Annotated in this window: 35 protein-coding genes; 19 read left to right on the top strand and 16 right to left on the bottom strand. The window is 57.9% G+C overall.

Translation table 11 applies throughout. The features are described from left to right. The coding region (pmbA, locus tag AB5Y85_RS18670; protein WP_368221952.1) for a metalloprotease PmbA at nucleotides 1-981 on the top strand (981 nt) is incomplete at its 5' end. An 87-nt stretch (nucleotides 982-1068) separates the two neighbouring features. Here pmbA and murA read toward each other — a convergent pair. Genes murA through mlaF form a run of 7 tightly spaced genes read right to left on the bottom strand, consistent with a single transcriptional unit; the run spans nucleotide 1069 to nucleotide 5589 of the window. Further along, a complete protein-coding gene (gene murA, locus AB5Y85_RS18665) occupies nucleotides 1069-2325 on the bottom strand; it encodes a UDP-N-acetylglucosamine 1-carboxyvinyltransferase (protein ID WP_257686523.1) in 1257 nt (418 codons plus the stop codon). Nucleotides 2326-2343: 18 nt separating this feature from the next. Continuing rightward, entirely contained in the window at nucleotides 2344-2601 is a 258-nt protein-coding gene (ibaG, locus tag AB5Y85_RS18660) for a BolA family iron metabolism protein IbaG (RefSeq protein ID WP_005306001.1), read from the bottom strand. Next, on the bottom strand, nucleotides 2601-2873 hold the full coding sequence (locus AB5Y85_RS18655; protein WP_005336352.1) for a lipid asymmetry maintenance protein MlaB: 273 nt from the start codon (nucleotides 2871-2873) through the stop codon (nucleotides 2601-2603). Before AB5Y85_RS18655 ends, ibaG begins: the two co-directional genes overlap by 1 nt. Next, on the bottom strand, nucleotides 2870-3502 hold the full coding sequence (locus AB5Y85_RS18650) for a phospholipid-binding protein MlaC (RefSeq protein ID WP_005336350.1): 633 nt from the start codon (nucleotides 3500-3502) through the stop codon (nucleotides 2870-2872). The genes AB5Y85_RS18655 and AB5Y85_RS18650 overlap by 4 nt, the downstream gene beginning before the upstream one ends. A 2-nt stretch (nucleotides 3503-3504) precedes the next feature. Beyond that, nucleotides 3505-4002, bottom strand: a complete 498-nt coding sequence (gene mlaD, locus AB5Y85_RS18645; protein ID WP_019444849.1) for an outer membrane lipid asymmetry maintenance protein MlaD — start codon at nucleotides 4000-4002, stop codon at nucleotides 3505-3507. A gap of 7 nt (nucleotides 4003-4009) precedes the next feature. Further along, the gene (gene mlaE / locus AB5Y85_RS18640) at nucleotides 4010-4789 is read right to left on the bottom strand and encodes a lipid asymmetry maintenance ABC transporter permease subunit MlaE (protein WP_069554191.1); all 780 of its coding nucleotides are present in this window, start codon (nucleotides 4787-4789) and stop codon (nucleotides 4010-4012) included. After that, nucleotides 4789-5589 (bottom strand): phospholipid ABC transporter ATP-binding protein MlaF, encoded by an 801-nt coding sequence (gene mlaF, locus AB5Y85_RS18635; protein WP_005336343.1) that lies wholly within the window; start codon nucleotides 5587-5589, stop codon nucleotides 4789-4791. Before mlaF ends, mlaE begins: the two co-directional genes overlap by 1 nt. A 207-nt stretch (nucleotides 5590-5796) precedes the next feature. Here mlaF and AB5Y85_RS18630 point away from each other — a divergent pair, with 207 nt between their 5' ends. From AB5Y85_RS18630 to npr, 10 genes are all read left to right on the top strand, one after another. Further along, nucleotides 5797-6792 (top strand): KpsF/GutQ family sugar-phosphate isomerase, encoded by a 996-nt coding sequence (locus AB5Y85_RS18630; protein ID WP_123172219.1) that lies wholly within the window; start codon nucleotides 5797-5799, stop codon nucleotides 6790-6792. Next, on the top strand, nucleotides 6792-7346 hold the full coding sequence (kdsC, locus tag AB5Y85_RS18625) for a 3-deoxy-manno-octulosonate-8-phosphatase KdsC (RefSeq protein ID WP_257686524.1): 555 nt from the start codon (nucleotides 6792-6794) through the stop codon (nucleotides 7344-7346). Before AB5Y85_RS18630 ends, kdsC begins: the two co-directional genes overlap by 1 nt. Then, complete coding sequence (gene lptC, locus AB5Y85_RS18620; RefSeq protein WP_257686525.1) at nucleotides 7343-7903, top strand: LPS export ABC transporter periplasmic protein LptC; 561 nt, start codon at nucleotides 7343-7345, stop codon at nucleotides 7901-7903. The genes kdsC and lptC overlap by 4 nt, the downstream gene beginning before the upstream one ends. Then, nucleotides 7890-8417: a lipopolysaccharide transport periplasmic protein LptA gene (lptA, locus tag AB5Y85_RS18615; RefSeq protein ID WP_040068817.1), complete on the top strand. Its 528-nt coding sequence runs from the start codon at nucleotides 7890-7892 to the stop codon at nucleotides 8415-8417. The genes lptC and lptA overlap by 14 nt, the downstream gene beginning before the upstream one ends. Nucleotides 8418-8420: 3 nt before the next feature. Next, nucleotides 8421-9146: an LPS export ABC transporter ATP-binding protein gene (lptB, locus tag AB5Y85_RS18610; RefSeq protein ID WP_005336333.1), complete on the top strand. Its 726-nt coding sequence runs from the start codon at nucleotides 8421-8423 to the stop codon at nucleotides 9144-9146. A 65-nt stretch (nucleotides 9147-9211) separates the two neighbouring features. Next, on the top strand, nucleotides 9212-10651 hold the full coding sequence (locus AB5Y85_RS18605; protein WP_005336331.1) for an RNA polymerase factor sigma-54: 1440 nt from the start codon (nucleotides 9212-9214) through the stop codon (nucleotides 10649-10651). Between the two features lie 20 nt (nucleotides 10652-10671). Next, nucleotides 10672-10959, top strand: coding sequence for a ribosome hibernation promoting factor (gene hpf / locus AB5Y85_RS18600; RefSeq protein WP_005336323.1), 288 nt, complete (start codon nucleotides 10672-10674; stop codon nucleotides 10957-10959). 2 nt (nucleotides 10960-10961) lie between these two features. Then, nucleotides 10962-11408 (top strand): PTS IIA-like nitrogen regulatory protein PtsN, encoded by a 447-nt coding sequence (ptsN, locus tag AB5Y85_RS18595; protein WP_005336322.1) that lies wholly within the window; start codon nucleotides 10962-10964, stop codon nucleotides 11406-11408. A gap of 45 nt (nucleotides 11409-11453) precedes the next feature. After that, the gene (rapZ, locus tag AB5Y85_RS18590) at nucleotides 11454-12320 is read left to right on the top strand and encodes an RNase adapter RapZ (RefSeq protein ID WP_257686526.1); all 867 of its coding nucleotides are present in this window, start codon (nucleotides 11454-11456) and stop codon (nucleotides 12318-12320) included. A gap of 20 nt (nucleotides 12321-12340) precedes the next feature. Beyond that, complete coding sequence (gene npr, locus AB5Y85_RS18585) at nucleotides 12341-12613, top strand: PTS phosphocarrier protein NPr (RefSeq protein ID WP_005336318.1); 273 nt, start codon at nucleotides 12341-12343, stop codon at nucleotides 12611-12613. 17 nt (nucleotides 12614-12630) lie between these two features. Here npr and AB5Y85_RS18580 read toward each other — a convergent pair whose 3' ends face one another. From AB5Y85_RS18580 to AB5Y85_RS18545, 8 genes are all read right to left on the bottom strand, one after another. Beyond that, a complete protein-coding gene (locus tag AB5Y85_RS18580; protein ID WP_235655421.1) occupies nucleotides 12631-13260 on the bottom strand; it encodes a DUF4310 family protein in 630 nt (209 codons plus the stop codon). 11 nt (nucleotides 13261-13271) lie between these two features. Then, complete coding sequence (locus AB5Y85_RS18575; RefSeq protein WP_005341754.1) at nucleotides 13272-14048, bottom strand: DUF4311 domain-containing protein; 777 nt, start codon at nucleotides 14046-14048, stop codon at nucleotides 13272-13274. A 39-nt stretch (nucleotides 14049-14087) separates the two neighbouring features. Further along, complete coding sequence (locus AB5Y85_RS18570) at nucleotides 14088-14384, bottom strand: DUF4312 family protein (protein ID WP_019444839.1); 297 nt, start codon at nucleotides 14382-14384, stop codon at nucleotides 14088-14090. After that, nucleotides 14384-14749: an SFCGS family glycine-rich protein gene (locus tag AB5Y85_RS18565; protein WP_005355141.1), complete on the bottom strand. Its 366-nt coding sequence runs from the start codon at nucleotides 14747-14749 to the stop codon at nucleotides 14384-14386. Before AB5Y85_RS18565 ends, AB5Y85_RS18570 begins: the two co-directional genes overlap by 1 nt. A gap of 17 nt (nucleotides 14750-14766) precedes the next feature. Next, nucleotides 14767-15126, bottom strand: coding sequence for a transcriptional regulator (locus tag AB5Y85_RS18560; RefSeq protein WP_005355140.1), 360 nt, complete (start codon nucleotides 15124-15126; stop codon nucleotides 14767-14769). A gap of 314 nt (nucleotides 15127-15440) precedes the next feature. After that, complete coding sequence (gene degS, locus AB5Y85_RS18555) at nucleotides 15441-16565, bottom strand: outer membrane-stress sensor serine endopeptidase DegS (protein WP_005336297.1); 1125 nt, start codon at nucleotides 16563-16565, stop codon at nucleotides 15441-15443. Nucleotides 16566-16674: 109 nt separating this feature from the next. Continuing rightward, nucleotides 16675-18036, bottom strand: a complete 1362-nt coding sequence (locus AB5Y85_RS18550) for a Do family serine endopeptidase (RefSeq protein WP_005336295.1) — start codon at nucleotides 18034-18036, stop codon at nucleotides 16675-16677. 81 nt (nucleotides 18037-18117) lie between these two features. Beyond that, complete coding sequence (locus AB5Y85_RS18545; protein ID WP_257686527.1) at nucleotides 18118-18498, bottom strand: YhcB family protein; 381 nt, start codon at nucleotides 18496-18498, stop codon at nucleotides 18118-18120. Nucleotides 18499-18638: 140 nt separating this feature from the next. Here AB5Y85_RS18545 and zapE point away from each other — a divergent pair, with 140 nt between their 5' ends. The 8 genes from zapE (at nucleotide 18639) to AB5Y85_RS18505 (ending at nucleotide 24812) form a co-directional block, all read left to right on the top strand. Beyond that, on the top strand, nucleotides 18639-19733 hold the full coding sequence (zapE, locus tag AB5Y85_RS18540) for a cell division protein ZapE (RefSeq protein WP_257686528.1): 1095 nt from the start codon (nucleotides 18639-18641) through the stop codon (nucleotides 19731-19733). 266 nt (nucleotides 19734-19999) lie between these two features. Continuing rightward, on the top strand, nucleotides 20000-20428 hold the full coding sequence (gene rplM, locus AB5Y85_RS18535; RefSeq protein WP_005336289.1) for a 50S ribosomal protein L13: 429 nt from the start codon (nucleotides 20000-20002) through the stop codon (nucleotides 20426-20428). A gap of 15 nt (nucleotides 20429-20443) precedes the next feature. After that, complete coding sequence (rpsI, locus tag AB5Y85_RS18530; RefSeq protein ID WP_005336286.1) at nucleotides 20444-20836, top strand: 30S ribosomal protein S9; 393 nt, start codon at nucleotides 20444-20446, stop codon at nucleotides 20834-20836. Between the two features lie 295 nt (nucleotides 20837-21131). After that, nucleotides 21132-21722: a ubiquinol-cytochrome c reductase iron-sulfur subunit gene (gene petA, locus AB5Y85_RS18525; RefSeq protein ID WP_005336284.1), complete on the top strand. Its 591-nt coding sequence runs from the start codon at nucleotides 21132-21134 to the stop codon at nucleotides 21720-21722. A gap of 2 nt (nucleotides 21723-21724) precedes the next feature. Then, the gene (locus tag AB5Y85_RS18520; protein WP_005336282.1) at nucleotides 21725-22942 is read left to right on the top strand and encodes a cytochrome bc complex cytochrome b subunit; all 1218 of its coding nucleotides are present in this window, start codon (nucleotides 21725-21727) and stop codon (nucleotides 22940-22942) included. Next, nucleotides 22939-23673 carry a cytochrome c1 gene (locus AB5Y85_RS18515; protein ID WP_005336280.1) on the top strand — a complete coding sequence of 245 codons (735 nt, stop codon included), beginning with the start codon at nucleotides 22939-22941 and terminating at the stop codon, nucleotides 23671-23673. Before AB5Y85_RS18520 ends, AB5Y85_RS18515 begins: the two co-directional genes overlap by 4 nt. An 87-nt stretch (nucleotides 23674-23760) precedes the next feature. Beyond that, the gene (sspA, locus tag AB5Y85_RS18510) at nucleotides 23761-24390 is read left to right on the top strand and encodes a stringent starvation protein SspA (RefSeq protein ID WP_005336279.1); all 630 of its coding nucleotides are present in this window, start codon (nucleotides 23761-23763) and stop codon (nucleotides 24388-24390) included. Beyond that, the gene (locus AB5Y85_RS18505; RefSeq protein WP_005336278.1) at nucleotides 24387-24812 is read left to right on the top strand and encodes a ClpXP protease specificity-enhancing factor; all 426 of its coding nucleotides are present in this window, start codon (nucleotides 24387-24389) and stop codon (nucleotides 24810-24812) included. The genes sspA and AB5Y85_RS18505 overlap by 4 nt, the downstream gene beginning before the upstream one ends. A 43-nt stretch (nucleotides 24813-24855) precedes the next feature. Here the strand turns inward: AB5Y85_RS18505 and AB5Y85_RS18500 are convergent. Beyond that, nucleotides 24856-25094: BON domain-containing protein (locus tag AB5Y85_RS18500; protein WP_368221946.1), on the bottom strand; the 239-nt coding region annotated here is incomplete at its 5' end.

Raw genomic sequence — 25094 nt, 5'->3', positions numbered from 1 at the left:
CAACTGTGCCACCAAATCGAACTGGATCCCCAGCGCGGGATCGAATTGGCCATCGAGTGCGAACGACTCGCTCTGGGCCGCGATGCCCGTATCAAGCACTCCGACGGCGCCGGTTTCTCCAGCCATCTAGGCATCAAGGTCTATGGCAACAGCCACGGCTTCGTCAAAGGTTATGCGGCGTCGCGCAACTCCCTGAGCTGCGTGCTGATCGGCGAGCAGGATGGCGACATGCAACGGGATTACGGCTACTCCTCCAGCCGTACCCTCGACGGACTTTGGAGCCCGCAGCGCATCGCCGATGAGGCGGTGGAGCGTACCGTCTCCCGCCTCGGCGCCCGCAAGATCTCTACCCGTCACGCGCCTGTGCTGTTCCACCCTGACACAGCCTCCGGTCTGTGGGGCCATCTGGTGATGGCCATCAGCGGCGGCAACCTCTATCGCAAGTCGAGCTTCCTGCTCGACAAATTGGGCAAGCAGATCCTGCCCGAGTGGCTCACCATTCAGGAGTTCCCCCACCTGCTGGGCGGGCTTGCCAGTACCCCGTTCGATGGGGAAGGGGTGCGCACCCGAGATATGGACATAGTGCGCAATGGCGAGCTGATGAGCTGGCTGCTTACCTCCTACTCCGCTCGCAAGCTGGGGTTGACCACCACGGGTCACGCCGGTGGCATCCACAACTGGCAGGTCTCCAATACCGGCCAGGATTTTCAAGGCATGCTGAAAGAGATGGGCACCGGTCTGCTGGTGACCGAGCTGATGGGGCAGGGGGTCAATATCGTCAATGGCGACTACTCCCGTGGCGCCGCCGGTTTCTGGGTCGAGAATGGCGAGATAGCCTATCCGGTCGAGGAGATCACCATCGCCGGCAATCTGGCCGAGATGTTCAGCCATATCGTGGCGGTGGGTCGTGACGAGGATGAACGATCCAGTCTCAAGACTGGCTCGGTGCTGGTAGAGAATATGAAGCTGGCGGGTCACTGATCCCGGTTTCAACAGAACCGAAACCATGAAAAAGGCCCCCTCGCCAACGCGAGGGGGCCTTTTTATCGGCCAGCGATCAGGGTGCTATCAGCTCTTGATGCGTTCGATGCGGCCACCCAGACCCTGCAGCTTCTGCTCGATGTCTTCGTAGCCACGGTCGATGTGATAGATACGGTCGACGATAGTGGAGCCTTCGGCCACGAAGCCGGCCAGCACCAGACTGGCGGAGGCGCGCAGATCGGTCGCCATTACCTGGGCACCCTTGAGTTGCTCGGTGTCACGGCAGATGGCTACGTTGCCCTGCAGTTCGATGTCTGCGCCCATCCGTACCAGTTCGGGAACGTGCATGAAGCGGTTCTCGAAGATGGTCTCGGTGACCATGCCGGTGCCTTTGGCGACAGCATTCAGCACGGTGAACTGTGCCTGCATGTCGGTCGGGAATGCCGGGTAGGGGGCAGTCTTGATAGTGACCGGCTTGAGGGTGCGGCCAGTCATGTCGAGGGTGATCCAGTCTTCACCCTTCTCAATCAGGGCGCCAGCCTCTTCCAGCTTGACCAGTACCGCTTCCAGCAGGGTCGGGTCTGTCTTGCGGCAGGTGATCTTGCCGCCGGTGACCGCTGCGCCCACCAGGAAGGTACCGGTTTCGATGCGGTCAGGCTGCACACTGTAGTTGCCGCCGTGCAGACGCTCGACACCGTCGATGGTCAGGGTATCGGTGCCCGCACCCTGAATCTTGGCTCCCAGGGTATTGAGGAAGTTGGCCAGATCGACCACTTCCGGCTCGCGTGCGGCGTTTTCGATCACGGTGCGGCCATCAGCCAGGGTGGCGGCCATCATCAGGTTTTCGGTACCGGTCACGGAGACCATGTCCATCAGGATGTGGGCGCCTTTCAGGCGACCATCGACACGGGCCTTGATGTAACCATCTTCGATGGTGATCTTGGCACCCATCAGCTCCAGGCCGTGGACGTGCAGGTTGACCGGACGGGCACCGATAGCGCAACCGCCTGGCAGGGAGACGTCAGCCGCGCCGAAACGGGCGGCCAGCGGGCCCAGCGCCAGAATGGAGGCGCGCATGGTCTTCACCAGCTCGTAGGGGGCGACATGGTTGTTCACCGCACCGGTCAGCACGGTGACGTTGCCGTTGACCTTGGTGGTGGCGCCCAGCATCTCCAGCAGCTTGATGGTGGTGCCCACATCTTTCAGGCGCGGCACGTTGGAGAGGTGTACCTCTTCATCACAGAGCAGGGTCGCGAACAGGATCGGCAGCGCGGCGTTTTTGGCGCCGGAGATGGTCACTTCGCCGTTGAGAGTACAACGACCATCGATTTTGAATTTGTCCATTTTTACTTCGTTACCAAATCAGGAGGGCAATAGGAATTTACGTTCGCGTTTCCACTCGGCGTCGGTGAACGCTTTGATGGAGAGGGCGTGAATGGCGTTGCTGGCGATCTTGTCCATCAGCGGGGCATAGATGGCCTGCTGCTTCTTGACCCGGCTCATGCCGTCAAACATGTCACCGACGGCGATCACTTGGTAGTGACTACCGTCCCCTTTGACATGGACTTCGGACAATGGCAGAGCCTCAAGGAGTATCGCTTCAATTTCAGAGACTTGCATTATGCGTCCTCAGTTGTGAGCGGGGTTGACTGAAACAGCCCGGCCACCCCGTAGAGGTTGGCCAGGGTATAGAAATCACTGGAGGCGCCCACCAGTTGCGGTGTGGCGCCTCGCGCTAATACGGCTTTGGCCCATTTGACCAGCAGGGCCAGTCCGGCAGAGTCGAGGGTGGTGACGCCGCCGAGCTCAAGCTGGTCGTCCTGCCACCATTCAGCGCGGCGTTGCCACAGGTCATTGACCTGTGGCGCCTGCAGCTCACCGCTGAGGGTCATGGTTTGAGTACCAGCGGCTTGGCGTTGTGTTCGCGCAACTGGGCGATCACCGCATCGATGCCGTTCTGGCGGATCAAACCGCCCAGCTCGCTCTGTTTGGCGGAGAGCAGGCTGATCCCCTCTGCCACCATGTCGAAGGCTTTCCACTCGCCGGTCTTGTTGTTCTTGCGCAGCTTGAACTCGAGGAAGATGTCCGGCTTGCCGGCCTCTTTCACGCTGACGTTGACGGCGGTGATATTGCCGCTGGGGGCTTTGCCCGGCTCGACCTTGACGGTCTGCTTGTCAAAATGGGCCAGCGCATCGGCGTAGGAGCTCACCATGTACTCGGTGAACACCTCGACGAAGGCATTGCGCTGCGCTTCGGTGGTCTCTTTAATCTGGTTGCCAAGCACCTTGTAGGCGGCGAAGCGGTTGTCCACATAGGGCAGCAGCTCTTCGCGGATGATCACCCGCAGGTGATCCGGATTGCTCTTCACCTGGGCCTGATCGGCCTTCAGGCGGGCAAAGGTCTGCTTGGCAGCCTGATCCACCAGCGCGTTGGGGTCGGTGGCATCGACTGCGGCCTGGGCAGACAGGGAAAAGAGCATGCTGGTCATCAGACCCAGCAGCAGGGCGATTTTCTTGAACATGGTTACTCCTTCTTGCTGTCTGATTTGCTGTCGGAGGATTGGCTGTAGAGGAACTTGCCAATCAGATCTTCCAGCACGATGGCGGATTTGGTGTCTTCAATCAGGTCGCCATCCTTGAGCATCTCGGTGCCCATCTCCTCATCGCTGAAGCCGGGGGCCAGACCGATGTACTGCTCGCCGAGCAGACCGGAGGTGAGGATGGAGAGGGAACTGGTATCGGCAAACTGGCCAGCGCTCTTTTGCATCATCAGGGTCACTTCGGGCACCTGGGTTTTCGGGTCCAGTACGATGTCGCTGACCCGGCCTACCACCACGCCGCCGACCTTGACCGGCGAACGGACTTTCAGGCCGCCGATATTATCGAAATGCGCGCGCAGGGTATAGGTTTCTCCTTCCGGTTTGAAGCTCAAACCGGCCACTTGCAGGGCCAGTGCCAGAATGGCACCGATGCCAGCCAGCATGAAGGTGCCGACCAAGAATTCTACTTTGCTGAACTTCATCTTTACCTTATCCAAACATGACTGCAGTGAGTATAAAATCCAGGCCGAGCACGGCGAGGGATGAGTGGACCACGGTACGGGTCGTGGCCTGACTGATCCCGGCCGAGGTCGGCTTGGCATCATAGCCGTTAAAGAGCGCAATCCAGGTGACCACCAGGGCGAAAATCAGGCTCTTGATGGCGCCCTGCATGATGTCTTCATGCCAGTCGACGGAGGCCTGCATGGCAGACCAGAAGCCCCCTTCGTCCACGCCGAGCCAGTCCACACCGACCAGCTTGCCGCCGAAGATACCGATCAGGCTGAACATAAAGGCCAGCAGCGGCATGCTGATGACGCCAGCCCAGAAGCGGGGGGCAACCACTCGACGCAGCGGGTCGACCGCCATCATCTCGAGGCTTGAAAGCTGCTCGGTGGCTTTCATCAGGCCGATTTCAGCGGTCAGGGCCGAACCGGCACGGCCGGCAAACAGCAGCGCCGTGACTACAGGGCCCAGCTCACGCAGCAGGGAGAGGGAGACCAGCGGTCCCAGGCTCTGCTCGGCGCCGAAATCCTTCAATACGTTGTAACCCTGCAGCGAGAGCACCATGCCGATGAACAGGCCGGAGACCAGAATGATGGCCACCGACTGCACACCCACCACATAGAGCTGCTGGACAAGCAGCGGGAAGTGCTTGTGCGGCTCGGGTTTGCCCGCCAGCGCATGGAACAACATGATGGTGGCGCGACCGACGGAGCTGATAAACCGCACTCCGACCCGCCCCAGCTTGCTTATTTGACTTATCAACATCAGAGATCCTGTAGCAGATCGCCTGCCGGAAAATGAAACGGGACAGGACCATCGGGCAATCCTTTGAGGAACTGCTCGACTTCGGGATTGTGCTCCTCGCGCAGCTGATCCGGCGTACCGTGCGCCACCACCTTGCGATTGGCAATGATGTAGGCGTAATCGGCGATGCTCAGCACCTCTTTCACATCGTGGGTGACGATGACGGAGGTGATACCGAGGGCATCGTTCAGCTCCTTGATCAGCTTGACCAGCACCGCCATGGTGATGGGGTCCTGCCCGACGAACGGCTCGTCATACATGATGAGGTCAGGATCGAGCGCAATTGCCCGTGCCAGCGCCGCCCGGCGCGCCATGCCGCCGGAGAGCTCGGAGGGCATCAGTTTCGCCGCGCCGCGCAAGCCCACCGCCTGCAGCTTCATCATGACGATGGTGTGGATCAGCTCCTCCGGCAGGCCGGAGTGTTCCCGCAGCGGGAAGGCCACGTTGTCGTAGACCGTCATGCCGGTAAACAGGGCGCCGCTCTGGAACAGCATGCTCATCCGTTTGCGCACTTCATAGAGGCGCGAACGGGAGAGGGTGGGGATATCTTCCCCGTCAAACAGAATGTGACCGGACTCCGGCTTGAGCTGGCCACCGATCAGCCGCAGCAGGGTGGTTTTACCGATGCCGCTCGGGCCCATGACGGCGGTCACCTTGCCACGAGGAATGGTCAGGTTGATCCCGTCATACAACAGCCGATCTCCGTGACTGAAGGTCAGATCGGAGATGGTGATCAGGTCATTGTTCAAACAATTGTCCATCCGGTGTAAATGAGGTGCGAATTTTATGGGGTAGTCTAGGTCTAAGCAACAGCAAGGAACAACTATTGAACAGGCTGCAAGCCCATTTGCACGACAGTTTTCTGTAACAAAGTGCGTCATTGAGAGCGGGACTTGCCATCCGATTCGCTTATCCGGGCAGACTTTTTTATAATCCCGCAGCTAATTTCGGCCCGGAGCTGTGTCTTTATGTCTGTAAAGCCTGAGAAAGTGTCTGAACTGTTCGATTTTCGTCGCAGTGCCCGCGCGGTGCTGGACACAGAAAAGCAAGCCATTGATGGACTCTATCAGTATCTGAATGACGCCTTCGACAAGGCGTGCGAAATGGTGCTGCGCTGCGGTGGCAAGATAGTGGTCACCGGCATGGGCAAATCGGGCCATATCGGCAGCAAGATCGCCGCCACCCTCGCCAGCACCGGCACCCCGGCCTTCTTCCTTCACCCGGGAGAAGCGAGTCACGGCGATCTGGGGATGATCTCCAGTGGCGACCTTATTATCGCCATCTCCAACTCCGGCGAGAGTGACGAAATCCTGGCCCTGCTGCCGGTACTCAAGCGCCGCGGCATTCCGCTCATCTGCATGACTGGCAATCCCGCCTCCACCATGGCCAAAGAGGCCAACGTGCACCTGTGTATCAAGGTGGAGAAAGAGGCCTGCCCGCTGGGTCTGGCACCCACTTCCAGTACCACGGCAACCTTAGTCATGGGCGATGCCCTGGCGGTGGCCCTGCTGGAAGCGCGCGGTTTTACCGCCGATGACTTCGCCCTCTCTCACCCGGGCGGTTCCCTTGGCAAGCGTCTGTTGCTGCGGGTCGGCGACCTGATGCACAGCGGTGAGCTGTTGCCCCGGGTGGGGATAGATGCCACCATCAGCCAGGCGCTGCTGGAAGTGAGCCGCAAGGGGCTCGGTATGACGGCGGTGGTCGATGGCGATGGCCTGCTGGCCGGGCTCTTTACCGATGGCGATCTGCGCCGCATTCTTGACCAGCAGATCGATATCCATCACACCCCCATCAGCCGTGTGATGACGGCCAACTGTGTTACCGTAGGTCCAGAGATGATGGCTGCGGAAGCCGTCAAACTGATGGAAACGAGAAAAATCAACGGATTACTGGTCGTGGATGAAGAGAAACGCCCGCTCGGCGCCTTCAACATGCACGACCTGCTGAAAGCCGGAGTAATTTGATGCAAAACGTACCGACCCTCTATGGTCCGGTGACGCGCAGCCAGTTCGACAAGGCGGCGCAAATCCGCCTGCTGGTGTGCGATGTGGACGGGGTGCTCTCCAACGGCCTTATCTACATGGGAAACAACGGCGAAGAGCTGAAAACCTTCTGCACCCGTGATGGTGCGGGCATGCGAGCACTGCTCAATGCCGGGATCGAGATCGCCATCATCACCGGGCGCAACTCCCGAATCGTCAGTGATCGGATGAAAAGTCTGGGTGTGGCCCATGTGGTGCAGGGGGCTGATAAAAAGCTGCCTTACTTCGAAGCGCTGCTGGCTAAGCTGGGGCTGACCCCGGAACAGGCCGCCTATATGGGCGATGACACCATCGATCTGCCGGTGATGGCCGCCTGCGGCCTGGGTATCGCGGTGGCCGATGCCCATCCGCTGGTGCTGAGTCGTGCCGATATGGTGACCCGGCTTGGCGGTGGCATGGGCGCGGTGCGCGAGGTGTGTGACCTCATTTTGCAGGCGCAGGGCCACGACGATTATCAGCCCGAGGCCTCGGTATGAGCAGACAGACCCTGTTGTTTGCCCTGCTGTTTCTGGTCGCGCTGGTTGCCTGGCAGTTGGGCAAGGTTGAGCTGGTGCCGGAGAGCGCCGTCAAAATCGAAAACTATCAGCCGGATTTTGTCGCCAAAGATCTGGTGACCACCCGTTTTGATATCAATGGCAAGCGCACCGAGCGGCTGGAGTCGACCTACGCCGAGTATTATCAAATCCTCGAGCAGGCCACCTTCGACAAGCCGGTGGTCTACATGTATGACGATCAGGGTGCCGCCGAGTGGAAGGTGACTGCCGAAACCGGCGTGCTCAACACCGGCGACAACGTCATCCTGCGGGGCAAGGTGCATCTGGATGGTCTGCTGCCCACTTCTTTCATTTCCACACTGGATACCCCCTATCTGGAGCTGGATCTGGTGACGCAGGATGTGCGCAGCAACCGGGAAGTGAACATTCTGGGTCGGGATTTCCAGACCCAAGGGGTTGGCCTCAAGGGCCATCTGGACCGCAAATATTTTGAGTTACTGGATCAAGGCCATGCCATCTATTTCAATGAAAAACGCTAATCTGGCCCTCGCAGCCCTATTGTTGTGTGGTGCGGTGACCGCCAAAGAGTCCGACTTTGCCGAGAAGGTCTACGTCGATGCCGTCAAACAGGTGGCCGAGATGCAGGACAACCGCATCACCTTCGAAGAGGATGTGACCATCAATCAGGGCACCATCCGGATCAAGGCTGACAAGGTGGTAGTGACCCGTTCCGGCGAGAAAGGGGCCGAGGTGATGACTGCCTACGGCAAGCCCGCCACCTTCTTCCAGATCCTGGATAACGGCAAGCCGGTCAATGCCCACGGCAATACCATCCGCTACGAGCTGAAGAACCGGCTGGTGACCATCACCGGCAACGGTCAGCTCAAGCAGGAAGATAGCCAGGTCAATGGTGATCTGATCCGCTACGACATCGTCAAACAGAAGATGATCGCCGAGAGCAAGAGCCCGAGCCAGCGGGTCAAAACCGTGTTCCTGCCTGATCAGGTAGAGAATTTCGACAAGCCCGCCGACCAGAAGAAGCAGGGAAAATAAGCCATGGCAGTGTTGAAAGCAGTGGGCCTGCAGAAGAGCTACAAGCGCCGCATGGTGGTGAGTGACGTCAGTCTTGAAGTGGGCACTGGCCAGATTGTCGGCCTGCTCGGCCCCAACGGGGCGGGCAAGACCACCTCCTTCTACATGATCGTGGGGCTGGTGCAGCGCGATGCCGGTCTCATCACTATCGACGATCAGGACATCAGCCTGCAGCCCATGCATGTGCGGGCGCGTAACGGCATCGGTTATCTGCCGCAGGAGGCCTCCATCTTCCGTCGCCTGTCGGTGTTCGACAACCTGATGGGGGTGATGCAGACCCGTAAAGGGTTGAGCCGTGAGGAGCGTGAGGACAAGGTTCAGCAACTGCTGGAAGAGTTCAATATCACTCACATTCGCGACAACCTGGGTCAGAGCCTCTCCGGCGGTGAGCGCCGTCGGGTCGAGATTGCCCGTGCGCTGGCGGCCGAACCGCGTTTTATTCTGCTGGATGAACCCTTTGCAGGGGTTGACCCGATTTCTGTGATAGACATCAAGAAGATCATTCAGCATCTGAAAGATAGAGGCCTTGGCGTCTTGATTACCGACCACAACGTCAGAGAGACTCTGGACGTATGTGAGAAGGCCTATATCGTCAGCCACGGCAAGATGATTGCCGAAGGTGCACCGGCTGACATCCTTGCCGATGAGCAGGTCAAGCGCGTCTATTTGGGCGATCAATTCAGTCTATAGTAAGGGGGCATGCCTTCATTTCCTTTGACGAGTGCCTCGCTGAACATAAGGATATCCCGACGTAGATGAAGCCGACATTACAGTTGCGTCTCGGTCAGTCCCTGACCATGACGCCGCAATTACAACAAGCGATTCGTCTGCTCCAGCTCTCCACTCTGGAACTTCAGCAGGAAATTCAGCAAGCGCTCGAAAACAACCCTCTGCTGGAGCAGGAAGAGAGCGAGGCGCAAGAGACCAGTCCGGAAGCGCCGGTCGATGCCAGCCAGCTGGATTCCAGCGATGCCATGGCTCAGGAGCAGATGCCGGACGAGTTGCCGGTGGATACCACCTGGGACGAGGTTTACTCTGCCGGCACCGCCCAGAGTGCGGGCCCCATCCACGATGGGGAAGATAGCGTCTATCAGGGTGAAACCACCGAAAACCTGCAGGATTATCTGCTGTGGCAGATGCGGCTCACACCGTTTAGCGATGTGGATGCCGCCATCGCGCTCGCCATCATCGATGCCATCGACGAATCCGGTTATCTGACCGTTGCGCTGGAGGATATCCAGGCTGCCGTTACCAGCGATGACGTAGAGGTGGAACTCGATGAGGTCGAGGCGGTACTCAAGCGGGTTCAGCACTTCGATCCGGTCGGTATTGCTGCCCGTTCTGTGCAGGAGTGTTTGCTGATCCAGCTGGATCAGTATGACCCGCAGACCCCCTGGCTCAACGAGGCCAAGGAGGTGATCCTCGAGCACATGGAGCTGCTCGGCAACCGGGATTACCGCACCCTCGCCCGCAAGACAAAACTCAAGGAGAGCGACCTCAAGGAGGTGCTGGATCTGATCCAGCTGCTGGAGCCGCGTCCCGGCAACGGCATCATCCAGAGCGACTCCCAGTACGTGATCCCCGACGTCTCCGTGGTCAAGAAGGGCAGCAAGTGGGTGGTCGAGCTCAATCCCGACTCCGCCCCCCGCATTCGGGTCAACGAGACCTATGCCGCCATGGCCCGCAACGCCCGCAGCAGCACCGACACCCAGTTTATTCGCTCCCATTTGCAGGAAGCCAAGTGGTTCATCAAGAGCCTGGAAAGTCGCAATGACACCCTGCTGAAAGTGGCCAGTTGCATTGTCGAGCAGCAACAGGGCTTTTTCGAGTATGGTGAAGAGGCGATGAAGCCGATGGTGCTCAATGACATCGCCGAAGCGGTAGAGATGCATGAGTCGACCATCTCCCGGGTGACGACCCAGAAGTACATGCATACCCCCCGTGGTATCTTCGAATTGAAGTTTTTTTTCTCCAGCCATGTGAACACCGAAGGAGGAGGAGAGTGCTCATCGACCGCAATTCGCGCGCTCATCAAGAAGCTGGTCACGGCAGAGAATCCTGCCAAGCCGTTAAGTGATAGCAAGATCGCGGATTTGCTGGCCGAACAGGGTATTATGGTGGCGAGACGCACGATCGCTAAGTATCGCGAATCCTTGTTTATCCCACCTTCCAATCAGCGCAAACGCCTGGTTTAGGCAAACAAAAGGATGATGTTATGCAAATTAACCTGACCGGACACCATGTCGAGATCACCGAAGCTCTGCGTGATTATGTGAATAACAAATTTGCCAAACTCGAGCGTCACTTCGACCACATCAACAATGTTCATGTGGTGCTTAGCGTGGAAAAACTGAACCAGATAGCGGAAGCCAAATTGCACGTCAGCGGTGGCGAAGTGTTTGCCAACTCTGAACATGCCGATATGTATGCTGCGATAGACACCTTGCTCGACAAGCTGGACAGGCAGATCATCAAGCACAAAGATAAGTTAAATAAAAAATAACCATGCAACTTGAACACATACTGAGTCGGGACTGCACCAAGAGTGCAGTCCCTTGTACCAGCAAGAAACGCGCCCTCGAAATCATCAGCGAGCTGGCCGCCGAACGCCTTGGCACCTCCCGTCAGGCGCTGTTTGAATGCTTGCTGGCCCGCGAAAAAATGGGTAGTACCGGGATCGGTGCCGGTATTGCGATCCCCCACGGTCGCATTGACGATGAGTTCCCGCCAACCGCGATCCTGATGACCTTTGCCGATCCTATTCCTTTCGACTCCATCGACAATCAACCGGTTGACCTGCTGTTTGCCTTGCTGGTGCCGGAAAGCGAGTGCAAGCAGCATCTCAAGACCCTTTCTCTGATGGCTTCCAAGCTGGGTGACAAGGCGGTTTGCCGCCAGTTGCGTCAGGCAACCAGCGACGAAGAGCTCTATCAGATCATGACCTCGGCCTGACAGCAGGCCAAGGATGAGACACCCGTTTTGGCGTGAGGGAACAAGATGCAGTTAATCGTGGTAAGTGGACGTTCGGGCTCCGGTAAAACGGTAGCCCTGCGAGTGCTGGAAGATCTGGGTTACTACTGTGTGGACAACCTGCCGGTCAATCTGCTGCCCCAGCTGATTGTCTCGGTGGAGAGCCAGTACGACAAGCTGGCGGTCAGTATTGATGTGCGCAACCTGCCGAGCGATCCGGAGAAACTGGAAAATCTGCTGGCTCAGGTGCGCAATGAGGGGCGGGTAGAGTTCTCCAGCTTCTTCTTCGACGCCGACAACGGCACCCTGCTCAAGCGCTATGGCGAGAGCCGCCGTTTGCACCCCCTCTCACGCAACAAGCTGTCGCTGGATGAGGCGATTCGGGAGGAGACCCACCTGCTGGCGCCCATCTCCTCGACCGCTGACCTGCGCATCGACACCACCTCCCTCAGCATTCACGACCTGAGCGAGCTCATCAAGACCCGGGTACTCGGCAAGAAAGAGAACGAGTTGGTGCTGGTGTTCGAGTCGTTCGGCTTCAAGTACGGCATTCCCAAGGATGCCGACTTCGTGTTCGATGCCCGCTTCCTGCCTAACCCGCACTGGATCCCCGAGCTCAAGCCCTTCACCGGCAAGGATGAGCCGGTCGCCAACTACCTCTCGGCGCAGGCTGACGTGATGCTGTTTACCCAGCAGATCGAGAACATGCTGGCGACCTGGTTGCCCCATCTGGAGCGCAACAATCGCAGCTACCTCACGGTCGGCATCGGTTGCACCGGCGGTCAGCACCGCTCGGTCTTTATTGCAGAGCGGCTGGCCAGTGCATTCAGTTTGCTTGGCAAGAACGTGCAGATCCGCCACCGCACTCTCGACAAGAGTGCCCCCCAATCCTGACGGACCAATAGGACGACCCGATGACTGTTTCCGCCTCGGTTGAAGTGAAAAACAAGCTGGGTATTCATGCCAGACCAGCCATGATGCTGTTCGAGTTGGTGCAGGGCTTCGATGCCCACGTGCTGCTGCGCAATGAAGATGGTGTGGAGGCCGATGCTGACAGCATCATCGGCCTGCTGATGCTGGATTCCGCGCAAGGGCGGCAGGTGGAAGTACAGGTTGAGGGCCCCGAAGAGGTCGAGGCCCTGGCCGCCGTGGTGGAGCTGTTCACCTCCGGCTTCAATGAGGAGTAGTCACTCCTCGTTATATGTTATGAACCGGTACGCACCAGCGCTTTGAAGCTGGCAAAATCGCGACAAGCCAGCAGATTCCTGCTGGCTTTTTCGTTCATCAGTGCCAGAAACAGGTCGTAGAGACCCATCGCCTCCTCGTAGTCGGCCTTGCTGATGGCCAGCACGAAGATGAGCGTCGCGATTTCACCATTCCCCCAGTCAATCCCCTGCGGGGCCAGCACGGTGTAAACCAGAGTGCGGCGCGCCAGAATGATGACGTAGCCGATGGCCAGACCAATCCCCATGCCGGTTGCCAGCGAGGCACCGAAGTTCTCCACCGGATAGACGATGCCGGCCCCCAACAGCAGGGCGGGAACGCCCAGTCCGACCCCGGTCTGGATGGCACCGCCGATATCCAGGATCCCCACCAGGGAGCCCTCGATGATGCGGGCGAACAGGAAGCTGGCACCGAACGCGGCTACCGCGCCGTAGGCACCCGTGTCCATGCCGGCTTTCAGCATGGCGACGAAGGCTACCTCGTTGAAGGCACCAACCCCGTACAGATAGAACATGTGGGTACCGGCAAAGACCCCGGCCGAGAGCAGGCCGACGAAGATGGGGAATGACCAGTCGGCGTACCAGAAGTTGTTTTTCAGTTTCTCATCCATGGTGTGACCCCTTATTTGCCGCTCAGCAGGTTATGGACGTTTTCCAGCCACAGGGGGACACCCATATGGAAGGACTCAATCAGTTTCATGTCAAAGCCGCGGAAGAAGCCGCTCAGCACGAACAGCAGGACGATGGCTGCCATCATCACCTTGGTGACGTGGTTCCAGCCGCTCTCTTCCACGCCCTTGCCGATCAGGATGCCGAGCACCAGACCCGGTACCGCGTTGCCCATGATGAGCTGTGCCAGACCGCCGAAGATGGTGGCCCAGAAACCGGATTTCTTGCCCGCCTCGATGGCAGCGAGCCAGAAGATCACCGGCATGACGGTGTTGACCAGCAGGTTGGCGGCCGGTACCAGCACCTTGACCGCTGTGACCTGTAGAGCTGCAGGAACGGCAGCCGCCGTGCTGTTGAGGAAGGCAACCACGATGGCACCTATGATGCCGCCGGCGATGGCCATCTTTTTCGGGTCGTGCAGAGTGGTGGCGAGATCCCGATTTTTGAACAGCAGTGCCGCCGTGGCCCAATGCGGGATGATGCGGTGATCCACATCCTGGGTGAAGGCGCCTGCCGCCACGGTCGAGGCCCAGGCGTTGAAGAAGAAGCCCAGACCAAACGAGAAGTGGGAAGCGGGATCCCCTTCGCAGGAGTTAAGTTCGCCCAGGGTGCGGAAGGCACCCATGCCCTGTACGGTCGGGGCGTGGAACATCCGCGCCGCGCCGGCCCCCACCCCGACGCCAACCAGGCCGCCAATGATGAGTGACTTGATAAAAATGATTAGAAACATCCAACGTATCCTTCTTGTGGGGTTGTGCCTGCGCAGGCATCACACTTGGGTGAATGTCACCTTGGCGACATCCAGGCTGGTGACCTGAACCTTGATCTCCAGCTGGACGCGGTATTCGCGGCGCTGGCGCGGCAGGAAGAAGAACAGGAACTTCTCCACCCGGACCGACTCCTCGGCTTTGAGCACCTGTACATCGACCGGCTCAATACGCAGCAGTACCTGCTGGTTGTCCTTGAGCAGTGTGGGTTGCACCTGGCTGAGGGCGGAGGCAAACGCCTGCTGGCGGGTCGTCCCCTTGCCGTTGACGATGACCTGGGTGGTGAAGTTCTCTTTCATCAGGCGCGTCCGTGCTTCTTGGCGAAGGCTTCGACCAGCTTCTGGCCCAGCTCTTCCTTGTCCATGAAACCGAAGCCCAGCACCACGCACCCTTCGTTGATGGCGGTGACGCCCTCTTCAACAGAGCGCATGCCGTAGCGGCACTTGTAGCCGTATTTGGTCTGGGCGGTGATCGCCCCTGCGCCGCCGCTGCCGCAGAAGGAGATGCCGAGATCCGCCTGCTCCTTGTTCATCACGTCGCCGAGCTTCATGTCAGCGGCCATGCCGGGGATGATGGTCACGTTGGCCCCGGCAGCTTCCGCGCCTGCGCCCACTTTCTGACCCTTGCCGAGACGGTCTCCGATCACGAGTTTGATGGCTGTCATATCGATTTCTCCTTGAGTTACGGGTTCTGCACCGAGCTGAGTTCGTTTTCTTTGGCGACTTCAAAATGGACGGACAAGAGGTGTGCCTCCTCATAAGCAAGCTGATCCAGCCAGCTGACGACCTGTTCGGCGAGACGCAGTGAGAGGGGGGAGATCTCTTCAAACAGGCTGAGGTCAACCTCCGGCAGGGGCTCGCCGCTGTGGGAGCGCCACACCATGGCTTTGACATGGGAGGCCAGCATCTGCCGTTGCACCTCGTTGGGGATGATGCCCTGTTCGGCCAGCAGGGGATAAATGCGCGCGAGGATATGATCGGTCTGGCGCAGCAACTCCGGGCTGTTCGGGGTCAGGGTCTGGTCGTGAGTCTCTGTTTGCAATGTCTGCTCTCCAAGGCTGGCAGAAGGTATGGAGTTACCCTAAGCCTGCGCGTCGATGTGGAGGAGGCAGTGTTTTTCCGATTCGAAGCGGAAATTCCTGAGGAAATGGCCCCGAAGTGAGCGTTTGGATACTGAAAAGACAAAAAGAGTGCTTATTGGGACCGGTTTTGTGTGATCGGTAGCGCACAAATCGGGGGGCGGGGGCAGGGCAAGCGTTGCGGGAAACTGTGAGTCATCTCACGGTAAGAGACGTTGCCGAGGGGACTGATGTGGAAAAGGGCGGTTTCCCGCCCTTCTCATTAAAAGGAGTGACGCTAGCTGGCCGATGCGGCGCTCGAGCTGGCCGTTCTCTGCTGATAGCGCAGGTCTTCCTCTATGGTGACCACCACTTCCAGCGGCTTGCCGGAGCGGAATACCGAGATGGTCAGCTTGGTGCCGGGGCGGCTCTCGACAATCTTGTCCATGGCGCTGCGTACGCCACTGATGGCCTCTCCGTTGATCTTGAGCAGCACATCCCCTCGCTGCAGGCCGCCTTTGGCCGCCGGTCCGTTGGGATCCAGACTCTCCACCACCAGACCACGCAGGTCGCCGAGGTTCATCATCCGCGCGACTATGGGGTTGATCTCGACACTGGAGATCCCGAGGTAGCCGCGGATCACCCGGCCGTTGGCGATCAGTTCATCCATGATCCGTTTTGCCAGCCGGTAGGGGATGGCGAAGCTGATGCCGTAGCTCTCCTGATTGCCGTTGAGGTGATAGGTGGCGGTGTTGATACCCACCAGATCGCCACGGCCGTTGACCAGCGCGCCACCCGAGTTGCCCTCGTTGATGGCGGCATCGGTCTGCAGCAGATCCTGACGGCCATTGCTGTCGGGCCCCATGCTGGAGAGGCCGGTACGGCCGGTCGCGCTGATGATGCCCTGGGTGATGGTCTGACCGACGTTGTAGGGGTTGCCGATGGCGAGCACCACATCCCCCACTTCTGGCAGTCGCTCCGGATCCTGCGGGATCACTGGCAGGTTGTCTGACTCGATATAGAGCACGGCGAGGTCGGTGAGCTGATCGGTGCCGACCAGCTCGGCGCTGAAGACCCGGCCATCCTGCAACGCGACGATGATCTGGTCGGCATCGGCGATGACATGGTAGTTGGTCAGCACATAGCCGCGCTGATTCATGATGACGCCAGAACCCAGCCCTTGCGGGCGCAGTTCCCCCTGATTGCCCTGATTGGGGGCAAAGCTGCGGGTGTAGATGTTGACGACGGCAGGGCCTGCCCGATGGGCGGCATAGGAGAAACTCAGTTCACGGGCATTGGTGATGATGCCGGGCAGTTGGGCACCACCGCGAAAATGGGGAAACAGCAGCAACAGCAGCGCCGCGACGGTCAATCCAAAACCGACAGACTTGCCCAAGTAACTGACTAAAGGGGGGATTTTCATGTCATTCTCATCCGTACAGGCTGCGCGCAGAGAATAACACTATCGATGGATAAAAATCACCCGCGGTGAAGACCGCGGGTGATGGAGAGAGTGGCGAACAACCCGGGTGTTAGCGGATCACCAGATAGAGCGAGGAGTCGCCACGCTGGATGTTTAGCGCCAGCACGTCAGGCTTGTTCTTGAGCGCCTTGGTCAGCTCGCCCAGGGTGTTGATGCGCAGGCGGTTGACTCCGATGATGATGTCACCCTTCTGCAGGCCGGAAGCGGCTGCCGGAGAGCGAGGATCAATATCGGCCACCGCGACACCGGAGACCGGGTCGGTGGTGGTGCTCAGCTTGGCCCCTTCCAGTGCCGGATGCAGCGCGCTGGCGCGTACTTCGCTGTCATCGGCCTGCTTCAGGGTCACTTTGGCAGTTTGTGACTTGCCATCGCGGATCAGCCCCAGTTCGACCTGCTTGCCAGCGCCCATGGTGGCAATCTTGGCGCGCAGTTCGCCGAAGGAGCGAACCGGTTTGCCATCGATGCTGACGATGATATCGCCGGCCTTGATGCCCGCCTTGTCGGCCGCCGAATCAGGCATGACCTGATTGACGAAGGCACCATCCTTCTTGTTGTAACCGAAGGTTTTGGCGATGTCGGAGGTGAGCTCGGTGCCGGTAATACCCAGCTGGCCGCGACGCACTTCACCGTACTTGACGATCTGCTCGGTCAGGTCCCGCACCATGTTGGAAGGGATGGCAAAGCCGATGCCGATGTTGCCGCCGTTCGGGCCCAGAATCGCGGTGTTGATACCGATCAGCTCGCCACGCAGGTTGAGCAGGGCACCGCCGGAGTTACCGGAGTTGATGGCCGCATCGGTCTGGATGAAGTTCTCCAGATTCTCGATGTTGAGGCCGCTGCGACCCAGCGCGCTGACAATACCGGAGGTGACGGTCTGGCCCAGACCAAACGGGTTGCCGATGGCCAGCGCATAGTCACCCACCCGCAGCTCGTCGGAGTCGGCGAACTTGATCTGTACCAGGTCCTCGGCCTTGATTTGCAGCAGGGCGATGTCGGACTGCTTGTCTTCACCGATCTTCTTGGCCGCATACTCACGACCATCCTTCAGGTTGACCTTGATCTCGTCCGCCTCGTGCACCACATGGGCGTTGGTGATCACGTAACCCTTCTTGGCATCGACGATGACACCGGAGCCGAGCGCCTGGAACGGCTGCTCGCTCACCTGTTCATCGGGCATGTTGGGGCCGAAGAAGAACTTGAACTGTTCCGGCAGACGCTGACGGGTAATTTTTTTGCCAGAAACCGAGATATTGACCACCGCCGGGGTGACCTGTTCGAGAACAGGCGCCAGGCTTGGCATCTCCTGATTTGAACCTAACAGGGAAGGCAGTGCAGCCTGAGCAGGGGCCGCAGACATGGCGATACCGACACTGAGGGCTAGCACACTGAGCATGGAAAGAGGTTTACGCATATGAAAAACAGCTCCCAGAAAAAGTTGCATTGCAATCGTCAAGGTCAGACCACGGGACTGGCCAATTAGTTCCGCGAGGAACTAGTTTGGTTGCTTGAGCAGTCCGGAAGAGGCGCCAGCATAGTCGCGAGGCGGAACGCCCGGCTCTTCTGCCACATTGGCAGGGGCTTCTTCTACCAATGATTCGCGGAACAGCGGTTCCTGCGCCTTGGCCAGGAATTTGCTCTGCTCGGCCATGTGGCGATAGAGGGTTTGATACTGCTCGGCCAGTTGCTCCATCAGGGCGGCACTGTCGGCGAAGTGGGTGTTGATCTGGCCCTGATAACTTTCGAGCTCCTTGTGGGCCTTCTTCAGTTCCTGTTCGAGACGGCCAGCATCGCGGCTACGCACCGAAAAACGGCCGAGAACGATACCGATAATCAAGGCCGCGGCAGCCAGCAGGATCCCAGTTAACAGACTCATAGATGCTCCTTGTTACAGCTAAAACAGAGTGGGTTTATGCGGTCGTCATAACCGCCATGCCTTGATGGCACTATACCGTGCGTCCTGAGGCCGTGATACCATTTTGTCCTCGATTCAGGGACTTGGAGAGGCGCTCAAGGATGACACCGCAGCAAAAATACCAGCAGGATCTGCTGCGCCCCGGCTTTGTGGCCGACCCCGCGCAGGGGATGGCCATTAGCAGGCTGGAGCGACTGTATCAGGATTTGCTACGGCGCCCGACTCCGACCAGATATCGAGGGCTGCTGGGTTGGCTGCAAAAGCCCAAGCCGCCGGAGCCCGTCCTCGGTATCTATATGTGGGGCGGAGTGGGCCGAGGCAAGACCTGGCTGATGGATACTTTTTTCGACAGCCTGCCGGGGACGCGCAAGATGCGCAGCCATTTCCACCGCTTCATGCACCGCATTCACGATGAACTGCAGGGGTTGAGCGGGCAGTCCGATCCCCTCAAGCTGGTGGCCAGCAAGCTTGCCAGCGAGACAGACATCATCTGTTTCGACGAATTTTTTGTCTCCGACATCACCGACGCCATGTTGCTGGGCACGCTGTTTCAGGAGCTGTTTGGTCACGGTGTTGTGCTGGTCGCCACTTCAAATATTCCGCCGCAGGATCTTTATCGCAACGGGCTGCAGCGAGCCCGTTTTCTGCCAGCTATCGAGCTAATCGAGCGTTATTGCGAGGTACTTAACGTAGATGGCGGTATCGACTATCGTCTGCGTACGCTGGAACAAGCCGAGATTTATCACTGCCCGCTGGATTTGCAGGCAAAAGCCAATCTTGACCACTATTTTCAGCAATTAAGCGGTGGGCACACGGCTTGCGAGGGGGCGTTTGAGGTCAATCATCGTCAGCTGGCGTCGCTCGGGGTGGGGGAAGGGGTGCTCTATATGGAATTTGAGCAACTTTGTTGTACTCCCCGCTCCCAGAACGACTATATCGAGCTGGCCAGGCTGTTCCATACCGTTCTGCTGGCCAATGTGCAACCAATGGGCACAGGCACAGATGACGCGGCTCGCCGCTTCATTGCCATGGTTGATGAGTTCTACGAACGGCACGTCAAACTCATCATGTCGGCGGCGGTTCCCATGACAGAACTCTACGGCGAAGGGCTGCTGAATTTCGAATTCAAACGCTGTCTTTCGCGGCTTCAGGAAATGCAATCGCACGAATACCTTGCCAGAGTGCACCTTCCTTAGTCACAATACCGCGCCTGCCAGTCGGATGGGCATCTGCGGCAGGTAGGGCCGGGCGACATTTGCTGGTTTCATGGCAGTGAAATTAGCAGGTGATATTTAAGGCAACTTCACTTATAATCGCCCGGCCCACGTTACAGCTGTCGATAAGACAGCAACACTTTAAGCTTTACTTGTATTCGAAGGGGTACAGGTAGGCCATCGTTTGTTGTTTGTGGGAGAGCCCCCATAAGCAATTGGGTCTGTAACAGGTAATTGGGTTTAACTTAATGAAAACTTTCGTTGCCAAGCCAGAAACCGTAAAACGTGACTGGTACATTGTGGACGCAGAAGGTAAAACTCTGGGTCGTATCGCAACCGAGATCGCTGCTCGTCTGCGTGGTAAGCACAAAGCTGAGTACACTCCGCACGTTGACACCGGTGATTACATCATCGTTGTAAACGCTGAGAAGGTACACGTAACCGGTAAGAAATTTACCGACAAAATGTACCACGCTCACTCCGGTTTCCCGGGTGGTATCAAGTCAATCAGCTTCGACAAGCTGATTCAGCGTAAACCGGAAATGGTAATCGAAGCAGCCGTCAAAGGCATGCTGCCGAAAGGTCCTCTGGGCCGTGCCATGTTCCGTAAACTGAAAGTTTACGCAGGCGCCGAGCATGCTCATGCTGCTCAGCAACCTCAAGTACTGGATATCTAATCGGGAACTGGCAACATGGCAGAAAATCAATACTACGGTACCGGCCGTCGCAAAAGCTCCACTGCTCGCGTATTTATCAAAGCGGGTAGCGGCAAGATCGTAATCAACCAGCGCTCCCTGGAGCAGTACTTCGGCCGTCCGACTGCCCGCATGGTAGTTCGTCAGCCGCTGGAACTGGTTGAGATGACCGAGAAACTGGACCTGTACATCACCGTTAACGGTGGTGGCATCTCCGGTCAAGCTGGTGCGATCCGCCACGGTATCACTCGTGCTCTGATGCAGTACGACGAAACCCTGCGTTCCGAACTGCGTAAAGCTGGCTTTGTTACTCGTGATGCCCGTAAGGTTGAGCGTAAGAAAGTTGGTCTGCACAAAGCTCGTAAGCGTCCGCAGTACTCCAAGCGTTAATTCGCTTTTGGTACTCACTCTTTCGAGTGTCAAAAAAGCCTGGCAACCGCCAGGCTTTTTTTATTGGTAATATTACCGACATCAATGCTAACCACGCGTCACAAAAGACAAAAAATTGTTTCTTTATTGTTTTCATTGCTCACCGCTCTTTCTTGTCAAGTTGTTATCTTTTCTTTAAAATTTCCCCTGTTTTCTGTGGCAATTGTAAATCCAGCTTCCGCCGCTGTTGTCACGGGAAAAATGGGGAACAGGGACACTATAAGAATGTGCGGAGTCCACATGGGAGAGTTTTTGGATGAGCAATGCGCCAGTTGATACCGGTCGCCGCAGATTTCTTACCTGGTCAACGGTTGCCGTTGGTGGGGTAGGAGCTGCGTTTACCGCAGTGCCGTTTATAAAGTCATGGAATCCGAGCGCCAAGGCCAAAGCAGCCGGTGCGCCGGTTGAAGTCGATATCAGCAAGTTGGAACCGGGTCAGCTCATCCGTGTCGAGTGGCGAGGCAAGCCTGTCTGGGTGGTGAAACGCACCAAACAGACGCTGGATGCCTTGGCCGCGCATGATGACAAGCTGCGGGATCCCTCATCTGAAGAGCCGCAGCAGCCTGACTATGCCCATAACGGGTACAGATCGATCAAGCCCGAAATTTTTGTCGCGGTCGGTATTTGCACCCACTTGGGGTGTTCACCTTCCTATCTGCCTGACAGCTTTGGCGAGCAGGTGCAGGGCGTTACGTCCGGCTTCTTCTGCCCGTGTCATGGCTCCAAGTTCGACATGGCCGGCCGTGTGTTCCAGGGGGTGCCTGCACCGCTGAACCTGGTCATTCCGCCCTATCAATTCATTAATGACACCACCATCCAGGTCGGTGCCGATGGCAAGGAGGCCTGACCATGTTGAGTAAACTGATGGGCTGGATCGATTATCGATTCCCGCTCACGGCCATGTACAACGACCACATGGCCAAGTATCCGGCACCGAAGAACCTGAACTTCTGGTACTTCTTCGGCTCGCTGGCCATGCTGGTGCTGGTCAACCAGATCATCACCGGTATCTGGCTGACCATGAACTACAACCCCTCCGCGGAAGGTGCGTTTGCCTCCGTGGAGTACATCATGCGCGATGTGGAGTACGGCTGGCTGCTGCGTTACATGCACTCAACCGGTGCGTCTGCATTCTTCATCGTGGTCTACATGCACATGTTCCGCGGCATGATCTATGGCTCTTATCAGAAGCCTCGTGAACTGCTGTGGATCTTCGGCATGCTGATCTTCCTGGTGCTGATGGCGGAAGCCTTTATGGGTTACTTGTTGCCCTGGGGCCAGATGTCATTCTGGGGTGCCCAGGTCATCATCTCGCTGTTTGGCGCCATTCCGGTCATCGGTGACGATCTGACCCTGTGGATCCGCGGTGACTACGTCATCTCCGGTGCGACCCTTAACCGCTTCTTCGCGCTGCACGTCATCGCGTTGCCGCTGGTGCTGGTAATGCTGGTTGCCATGCACATTCTGGCGCTGCACGAAGTGGGATCCAACAACCCGGACGGTATCGACATCAAGAAGCACAAGGACGAGAACGGCTGGCCGCTGGATGCGGTGGCGTTCCACCCTTACTTCACCGTCAAGGATATGATCGGTGTGGCAGGCTTCCTGTTCTTCTTCTGCGCCATCATTTTCTTCAAGCCGGATATGTGGGGTTACTTCCTCGAGAAGCCGAACTTTGAAGTGGCCAACGGTCTGAAAACTCCGGAGCACATTGCGCCTGTGTGGTACTTCACGCCGTTTTACGCCATTTTGCGGGCGGTGCCGGACAAGCTGCTTGGCGTCATCATGATGGGTCTCTCCATCGTGGTGCTGTTCCTGCTGCCGTGGCTGGATCGCTGCAAGGTGCGCTCGGTGCGTTATCGCAGCATGCTGCACAAGCTGAACATTGCCCAGTTTGTGGTCTGCTTCATCATCCTGGGGGTGTTGGGGGTGCTGCCATCGACGCCGACGTTGACGCTGGTTGCCCAGATCTGTTCACTGGGATATTTCGGGTTCTTCGTCCTGCTGTTCTTCTATAGCAAGAATGAAAGCACCAAGCCGCTGCCGGAGAGGGTGACATTTAAATGAAAAGAATAATATTTGCAGTGCTGACCCTGCTGCCATCTCTGGTATTTGCAAGTGGCGGAGCTGTTCATCTGGACAAAGCCAATTACGATCTGAGTGACAAGGCATCGCTGCAACGCGGCGCCGCCACCTTCATGAACTATTGCGCCGGATGCCACTCTACCCAGTATCAGCGTTATAACCGGGTCGCAGAAGATCTCGGGATCCCCGAAGATTTGATGAAAGAGAACCTGATTTTCACCGGCGCAAAGGTCGGTGACCTGATGAAGAGCGCCATGTCAGAGAAGGATGCCGCCAAGTGGTTTGGTGCGCCGCCCCCCGATCTGACTCTGGTTGCCCGGGTGCGCGGTGCAGACTGGATCTACACCTATCTGCGTTCCTTCTACGTGGATGAGACCCGTCCGTTCGGGGTGAACAACGCCGTGTTCCCATCCGTGGGCATGCCCCATGTGCTGGAGCCGTTGCAGGGAACCCCCCGTGCCGAATTCGCTACTCACACGGTCGACGGAGTGGAAACCCAGCAGGTTGTCAGCATCAAATCTGACGGTAATGGTGAAATGGATGACGAAGAGTATGATCAGACGGTACTGGATCTGGTAAACTTCTTGGTCTACTCGGCTGAACCGGTACAACAGGAGCGTGAACGCATGGGCTTCTGGGTGCTTGGTTTCATCGTGATCTTCTTCATCTTCACTGTGCTGTTGAAGAAGGAATTCTGGCGCGACGTTCACTAAGCGACCAGATCCGGGTAATATAATGCACGGCAATGAAGACCAAGATGCTTCATTGCCGTTTCTGCTTTTTAATGACGGGAGGGTTCAATGGCTGTAGCTGCCAATAAGCGTTCGGTAATGACGCTGTTTTCCGGTGCCAACGATATGTTCAGCCATCAGGTGCGTATTGTCTTGGCGGAGAAGGGTGTTAGCGTGGATATCTGCCAGGTTGATCCAGCCAATCTGCCGGATGAGCTGGCCGAGCTGAACCCGTACAACTCTGTACCGACCCTGGTTGATCGTGAGCTGGCACTCTACACCTCGCGCATCATCATGGAGTATCTGGACGAACGCTTCCCGCATCCGCCCCTGATGCCTGTTTATCCGGTTGCCCGTGGTAACAGCCGTCTGATGATGCACCGCATCGAGCTGGACTGGTACTCCCTGGCCGACAAGATCATGGCCGGTACCGATGCTGAAGCGGCACGCAACGAACTGCGTGACAACCTGCTGGCCATCGCGCCGATCTTCGGTGAAATGCCCTATTTCATGAGCGAAGAGTTCGGTCTGGTGGATTGCTACATGGCACCGCTGCTGTGGCGTCTGCCGAGCCTTGGCATCGACCTGACCGGTCGTGGTGCCAAAGAGCTGAAGGCCTACATGGTTCGTCTGTTCGAGCGTGAGTCCTTCCAGGCTTCTCTGACCGAAGCCGAACGCGAGATCCGTGCTGGCGTATGAGCATGGAACCGACAATGACGCCGAGTCGCCCGTACTTGTTACGGGCGTTCTTTGACTGGTTGCTGGACAACGATCTGACCCCTCATCTGGTGGTCAACGTCAACATTCCCCATGTGATGGTGCCGATGCAGTTTGCTCAGGACGGGCAAATTGTACTGAATATCGCGCCCCGAGCCGTGATGCAATTTCACATGGATAACGAGGCTATCAGCTTCAGTGCCCGCTTTGGCGGGGTCTCCCAGCAGGTTTACATCCCGATGGCGGCCGTACTGGCTATTCATGCCCGGGAGAACGGCGTGGGCACCATGTTCCCGCCCGAGCCGGGTTACGATATCTGGCTGGAGCAGGCCGAAGCGCCGGTGGAGCCTGAGCCGGAACCGCCGCGTCCAAGCGGTCGTCCGACCCTGAAGGTGATCAAATAAAAAACGCAGCCGATTGGCTGCGTTTTTTTATGTGCGGTCGAGCTTAGTTCTGGGCGAACTCGAAGGCCTTGATCACGCGCTTCACGCCGGTGACATGGCGGGCGATGTTGACTGCCTGCTCTCCCTCCTGGCGAGTCACCAGACCAATCAGGAACACCTCGCCGTTCTCGGTGACCACCTTGACCTTGGTGCTGTCGAAGTTCTTGGTGCCGAACATATCGGCTTTCACCTTGGAGGTGATCCAGGAGTCATTGCTGCGGGTGGTGAAACTGGCAGGTTGGC

It is taken from the genome of Aeromonas sp. R3-1 (assembly GCF_040908345.1).
GTDB classification, from domain to species: Bacteria; Pseudomonadota; Gammaproteobacteria; order Enterobacterales; family Aeromonadaceae; genus Aeromonas; species Aeromonas veronii.
This window is presented reverse-complemented; position numbering and strand designations above follow the sequence as displayed.

Excerpts from the sequence above, each read along its gene's own strand:
- murA (WP_257686523.1), bottom strand. The coding sequence starts at position 2,325 with ATGGACAAATTCAAAATCGATGGTCGTTGTACTCTCAACGGCGAAGTG.
- ibaG (WP_005306001.1), bottom strand. The coding sequence starts at position 2,601 with ATGCAAGTCTCTGAAATTGAAGCGATACTCCTTGAGGCTCTGCCATTG.
- AB5Y85_RS18655 (WP_005336352.1), bottom strand. The coding sequence starts at position 2,873 with ATGACCCTCAGCGGTGAGCTGCAGGCGCCACAGGTCAATGACCTGTGG.
- AB5Y85_RS18650 (WP_005336350.1), bottom strand. The coding sequence starts at position 3,502 with ATGTTCAAGAAAATCGCCCTGCTGCTGGGTCTGATGACCAGCATGCTC.
- mlaD (WP_019444849.1), bottom strand. The coding sequence starts at position 4,002 with ATGAAGTTCAGCAAAGTAGAATTCTTGGTCGGCACCTTCATGCTGGCT.
- mlaE (WP_069554191.1), bottom strand. The coding sequence starts at position 4,789 with ATGTTGATAAGTCAAATAAGCAAGCTGGGGCGGGTCGGAGTGCGGTTT.
- mlaF (WP_005336343.1), bottom strand. The coding sequence starts at position 5,589 with ATGGACAATTGTTTGAACAATGACCTGATCACCATCTCCGATCTGACC.
- AB5Y85_RS18630 (WP_123172219.1), top strand. The coding sequence starts at position 5,797 with ATGTCTGTAAAGCCTGAGAAAGTGTCTGAACTGTTCGATTTTCGTCGC.
- kdsC (WP_257686524.1), top strand. The coding sequence starts at position 6,792 with ATGCAAAACGTACCGACCCTCTATGGTCCGGTGACGCGCAGCCAGTTC.
- lptC (WP_257686525.1), top strand. The coding sequence starts at position 7,343 with ATGAGCAGACAGACCCTGTTGTTTGCCCTGCTGTTTCTGGTCGCGCTG.
- lptA (WP_040068817.1), top strand. The coding sequence starts at position 7,890 with ATGAAAAACGCTAATCTGGCCCTCGCAGCCCTATTGTTGTGTGGTGCG.
- lptB (WP_005336333.1), top strand. The coding sequence starts at position 8,421 with ATGGCAGTGTTGAAAGCAGTGGGCCTGCAGAAGAGCTACAAGCGCCGC.
- AB5Y85_RS18605 (WP_005336331.1), top strand. The coding sequence starts at position 9,212 with ATGAAGCCGACATTACAGTTGCGTCTCGGTCAGTCCCTGACCATGACG.
- hpf (WP_005336323.1), top strand. The coding sequence starts at position 10,672 with ATGCAAATTAACCTGACCGGACACCATGTCGAGATCACCGAAGCTCTG.
- ptsN (WP_005336322.1), top strand. The coding sequence starts at position 10,962 with ATGCAACTTGAACACATACTGAGTCGGGACTGCACCAAGAGTGCAGTC.
- rapZ (WP_257686526.1), top strand. The coding sequence starts at position 11,454 with ATGCAGTTAATCGTGGTAAGTGGACGTTCGGGCTCCGGTAAAACGGTA.
- npr (WP_005336318.1), top strand. The coding sequence starts at position 12,341 with ATGACTGTTTCCGCCTCGGTTGAAGTGAAAAACAAGCTGGGTATTCAT.
- AB5Y85_RS18580 (WP_235655421.1), bottom strand. The coding sequence starts at position 13,260 with ATGGATGAGAAACTGAAAAACAACTTCTGGTACGCCGACTGGTCATTC.
- AB5Y85_RS18575 (WP_005341754.1), bottom strand. The coding sequence starts at position 14,048 with ATGTTTCTAATCATTTTTATCAAGTCACTCATCATTGGCGGCCTGGTT.
- AB5Y85_RS18570 (WP_019444839.1), bottom strand. The coding sequence starts at position 14,384 with ATGAAAGAGAACTTCACCACCCAGGTCATCGTCAACGGCAAGGGGACG.
- AB5Y85_RS18565 (WP_005355141.1), bottom strand. The coding sequence starts at position 14,749 with ATGACAGCCATCAAACTCGTGATCGGAGACCGTCTCGGCAAGGGTCAG.
- degS (WP_005336297.1), bottom strand. The coding sequence starts at position 16,565 with ATGAAAATCCCCCCTTTAGTCAGTTACTTGGGCAAGTCTGTCGGTTTT.
- AB5Y85_RS18550 (WP_005336295.1), bottom strand. The coding sequence starts at position 18,036 with ATGCGTAAACCTCTTTCCATGCTCAGTGTGCTAGCCCTCAGTGTCGGT.
- AB5Y85_RS18545 (WP_257686527.1), bottom strand. The coding sequence starts at position 18,498 with ATGAGTCTGTTAACTGGGATCCTGCTGGCTGCCGCGGCCTTGATTATC.
- zapE (WP_257686528.1), top strand. The coding sequence starts at position 18,639 with ATGACACCGCAGCAAAAATACCAGCAGGATCTGCTGCGCCCCGGCTTT.
- rplM (WP_005336289.1), top strand. The coding sequence starts at position 20,000 with ATGAAAACTTTCGTTGCCAAGCCAGAAACCGTAAAACGTGACTGGTAC.
- rpsI (WP_005336286.1), top strand. The coding sequence starts at position 20,444 with ATGGCAGAAAATCAATACTACGGTACCGGCCGTCGCAAAAGCTCCACT.
- petA (WP_005336284.1), top strand. The coding sequence starts at position 21,132 with ATGAGCAATGCGCCAGTTGATACCGGTCGCCGCAGATTTCTTACCTGG.
- AB5Y85_RS18520 (WP_005336282.1), top strand. The coding sequence starts at position 21,725 with ATGTTGAGTAAACTGATGGGCTGGATCGATTATCGATTCCCGCTCACG.
- AB5Y85_RS18515 (WP_005336280.1), top strand. The coding sequence starts at position 22,939 with ATGAAAAGAATAATATTTGCAGTGCTGACCCTGCTGCCATCTCTGGTA.
- sspA (WP_005336279.1), top strand. The coding sequence starts at position 23,761 with ATGGCTGTAGCTGCCAATAAGCGTTCGGTAATGACGCTGTTTTCCGGT.
- AB5Y85_RS18505 (WP_005336278.1), top strand. The coding sequence starts at position 24,387 with ATGAGCATGGAACCGACAATGACGCCGAGTCGCCCGTACTTGTTACGG.